This is a genomic window from Pseudoalteromonas sp. S558, assembly GCF_005886635.1.
In the GTDB taxonomy this organism is placed as follows: Bacteria; Pseudomonadota; Gammaproteobacteria; order Enterobacterales; family Alteromonadaceae; genus Pseudoalteromonas; species Pseudoalteromonas aliena.
In genome coordinates this window covers 1-4,055 of sequence record NZ_PNDU01000397.1, presented here as the reverse complement: position 1 = coordinate 4,055, position 4,055 = coordinate 1, and the positions used below count along the sequence as shown (strand labels likewise).

Here is a 4,055-nt window from a genome sequence, read left to right as displayed (position 1 = left end):
GTTAGCTGCCTTTTTTTTAATTACGCTTCTGAGCTGCTTATATCAATTCGCAATAATACTTAACCTGAACTCTTGATAATAAATCTATCTCGAGCAGCTATTTTCAGCGCTAACTGCGTTGAATTTACTTGCAATAGGCCAGCCATGATTACGAGTGAGCCACATGTTTTAAATGAAAAAGAGGCTCTTATTTAAGTGCATATTTAAGCGTTAAATTTAAGCTAAGTGTGACCCTTGTTTTTAATTTATTAATCACCATATCTTTACAGCTAGCTACTGTTTTTTGTAACGGTTTAAGGGTATAGCGTTATTTTTACTAACTAGATCAAATTTTTCCATTTTAAATACACATCTTTTTGTCGAGATAGTTTGTTGTTTGGCAGAGTCTGGTATAGTAGCGCACGTAATAAACAGTGCTTTTAAGTACTTCAAATACAAAATTGCTAATTAATATGTTCTAGGTGTTATTTAAAAGCACATATTAATTACCAATTATTAAAAATGGGTTGGCTGATACTCGGCTGACAAAGAATACATTGTAACGGTTTTATCATGATATCTAATTTATTTACCAAAATTTTTGGTAGTCGCAATGACCGCACTATTAAAAACTTTAGAAAGACGGTCGCGCTTATCAATGCACTAGAAACGCAACTAGAAGCGCTTTCTGATGAAGATTTAAAAGCGAAAACAGCTGAGTTTAGAGAACGTTACGATAACGGACAAAGTCTAGACGACATTTTGCCAGAAGCTTTTGGTGTGGTACGTGAAGCATCAAGACGTGTTAATGGTATGCGCCATTTTGACGTACAGCTACTAGGCGGCATGGTTTTGCACGAAGGTCGTATTGCAGAAATGCGTACCGGTGAAGGTAAAACATTAACAGCAACATTACCAGCGTACTTAAATGGTTTAACTGGTAAAGGCGTTCATGTAATTACCGTAAATGACTATCTTGCAAAGCGTGATGCTGAAACTAACCGTTCATTATTCGAGTTTTTAGGCCTGACGGTTGGTTGTAACGTACCAGGTATGATGCCACAGCAGAAAAAGCAGGCGTATACTGCCGACATTACATACGGTACTAATAACGAATTTGGTTTTGACTACCTTCGCGACAACATGGCATTTAGCATTGATGAACGTGTACAGCGTCCATTATTTTATGCTGTAGTCGATGAAGTGGATTCAATCCTAATTGATGAAGCACGTACGCCACTTATTATTTCAGGCCCCGCTGAGGACAGCTCGGAGCTTTACACTGAAATAAATACCATCGTTCCTTTACTTGAACTTCAAGAAAAAGAAGACGAAGAAGGTATTGAAGGCGATGGCGACTACACTATCGATGAGAAATCTAAACAAGTTCACTTAACTGAACGCGGCCAAATTAAGGTAGAAGAGCTACTAACTGAACGCGGTTTGATTGAAGAAGGCGATTCGCTTTATTCAGCAACAAGCATCACGCTATTGAGCCATGTTTACGCAGCACTTCGTGCTCACAAGCTATACCAGAAAGATGTTGATTACGTTGTAAAAGAAAACGAAGTAATCATCATCGATGAGCACACCGGTCGTTCAATGGAAGGTCGTCGTTGGTCAGAAGGTTTACACCAAGCTGTTGAAGCTAAAGAAGGTGTAAAAATTCAAAACGAAAACCAAACGCTCGCCTCTATTACGTTCCAAAACTACTTCCGTTTATACGAAACGTTAGCCGGTATGACAGGTACTGCGGATACTGAAGCTTTTGAATTTCAGTCAATCTATGGCCTAGACACTGTCGTTATGCCAACTAATAAGCCAATGATCCGCGATGATCGTGCTGATTTAGTATACCTAACACAAGAAGAAAAATACGAAGCTATTTTAATCGATATTAAAGATTGCCAAGAGCGTGGACAACCTGTGCTGGTTGGTACTATCTCGATTGAAAGCTCTGAATATTTATCGCAGTTTTTACGTAAAGAAAAAATTAAGCACAACGTACTTAACGCTAAATTCCACGCACAAGAAGCCGATATTGTTTCAGATGCGGGTTTACCTGGTACAGTTACAATTGCAACTAACATGGCTGGTCGTGGTACCGATATCGTGTTAGGTGGTAACTGGAACAGTGAAGTTGAAAAACTTGAAAACCCAACGGATGAACAAATTGCTGAAATTAAAGTAGCTTGGAAAATTCGTCACGATGCTGTAATTGACGCGGGTGGTTTACATATCATTGGTACTGAGCGTCATGAGTCACGTCGTATAGATAACCAATTACGTGGTCGTTCTGGTCGTCAAGGTGATGCCGGTTCAAGCCGTTTTTACTTATCGATGGACGATGCGTTAATGCGTATTTTTGCTGGTGAGCGCATGACTAACATGATGCGTAAATTAGGCATGCAACGCGGTGAAGCGATTGAACATCCTTGGGTAAACCGTGCAATTGAAAACGCACAGCGTAAAGTAGAAGCACGTAACTTCGACGTTCGTAAGCAACTACTTGAATACGATGATGTAGCAAACGATCAACGTCGTGTTGTTTACTCTCAGCGTAACGAGCTACTTGAAGAAGGCGATATTTCAGAAACGATTACTGCAATTCGTGGTGACGTACTTAGTAATATAATTGATCAGTACATTGCACCGCAAAGCCTTGCTGAAATGTGGGATATCCCCGGTCTTGAAGAACGCTTAAAACAAGATTTCTTAATTGAACTGCCAATCGCTCAATGGCTAGCTGACGATAATAAACTATACGAAGAAAAACTTCGTGAACGTATTGAAGAAGCAGTTGAGCAGTCATACAAGCAAAAAGAAGAGATGGTCGGCGATTCTGTCCTACGTCAATTCGAAAAAGCAATTATGTTACAAAGTCTTGATCAGCACTGGAAAGATCACCTTGCTGCTATGGATCACTTGCGCCAAGGTATTCATTTACGTGGTTACGCGCAAAAGAACCCTAAACAAGAGTATAAACGTGAATCGTTTGAGCTATTCTCTGAAATGCTTGAAAACTTAAAAGTTGATGTTGTAAGCATTTTAAGTAAGGTGCAAGTACGCGCAGAAGAAGATGTTGAAAAAGTAGAAGAGCAACACCGTAAAAGTGAAAGCGCTCCTCGCGAATACCAACATGAGGAAGTTGAGCATGTTGGTGGTGAAACGCCAGAAACAGCTACAGTGATGGCTCGTACAGAACCAAAAGTTGGTCGTAACGACCCTTGTCCTTGTAAATCAGGTCAAAAATTCAAACAGTGTTGTGGTAAATTAAAGTAACCAATACTGTATAAGTAGTTAATAAAAAAACGACGTTAGCGTCGTTTTTTTTATGGAGTTTCAGAGTTATGACTATAGAAATTGTGCATGTTGCTGTTGGTGTGATTAAAAAAAACAATGCGATCTTCATTTGTAAACGCGCAGATGAACAACATCAGGGCGGGTTATGGGAATTTCCAGGTGGTAAGGTTGAGGCAGGCGAAAGTGTTTTTGCAGCACTTAAGCGCGAACTTATTGAAGAAGTAGGGTTAACTATTCACAGCTCTAGCCAACTTATGGTTATTGAACATGACTACGGCGATAAATGCGTTAAGTTAGATGTACACGTAGTAAGTAACTTTAGCGGTGAAGCGCATGGTGCAGAAGGACAACCTAGCGAGTGGGTAGCAATTAGTGAATTAGGAAATTATGATTTTCCTGAGGCTAATACCGACATAATCGAAAAGATAATCTCTCGGTACGCATAATACCAATTCGCTTAATTAAGTGATCTATTTTGAGGTAAGAAAACCGTGTCGATAACAAGGCAAAAGTTTCGTTATTTAGTTGTTCTATATTAGAAATTTTTAACGCCGTTAGCGTCAGATTTGAACCCTCAAATTGATTAAGTAAACTGAACTCTGGATAATAAATCTATCTTGAGCAGCTATTTTCAGCGCTAACTGCGTTGAATCTACTTGCAATAGGCCAGCTATTGACGCGTAAATTCGCCTTGTTTTCACTGAAAATCTCTGGCTAGAGAAAAATAAATTTAAATATCATTATGATTCAATATATTAGTAAATATCTTAACC

General features: G+C 39.1%; 2 protein-coding genes. Both read left to right on the top strand.

What is annotated here, in order from left to right; all coding sequences use genetic code 11:
• The first annotated feature begins 552 nt into the window (after window positions 1–552).
• Complete coding sequence (gene secA, locus CWB66_RS19970) at window positions 553–3,261, top strand: preprotein translocase subunit SecA (protein WP_138586736.1); 2,709 nt, start codon at window positions 553–555, stop codon at window positions 3,259–3,261.
• 68 nt (window positions 3,262–3,329) lie between these two features.
• Window positions 3,330–3,728, top strand: coding sequence for an 8-oxo-dGTP diphosphatase MutT (gene mutT, locus CWB66_RS19965; protein ID WP_138586734.1), 399 nt, complete (start codon window positions 3,330–3,332; stop codon window positions 3,726–3,728).
• The last annotated feature ends 327 nt before the right edge of the window (window positions 3,729–4,055 follow it).

Bases quoted from the DNA above. Each gene is read 5' to 3' on its own strand.
- secA (WP_138586736.1), top strand. From the start codon at position 553: ATGATATCTAATTTATTTACCAAAATTTTTGGTAGTCGCAATGACCGC.
- mutT (WP_138586734.1), top strand. From the start codon at position 3,330: ATGACTATAGAAATTGTGCATGTTGCTGTTGGTGTGATTAAAAAAAAC.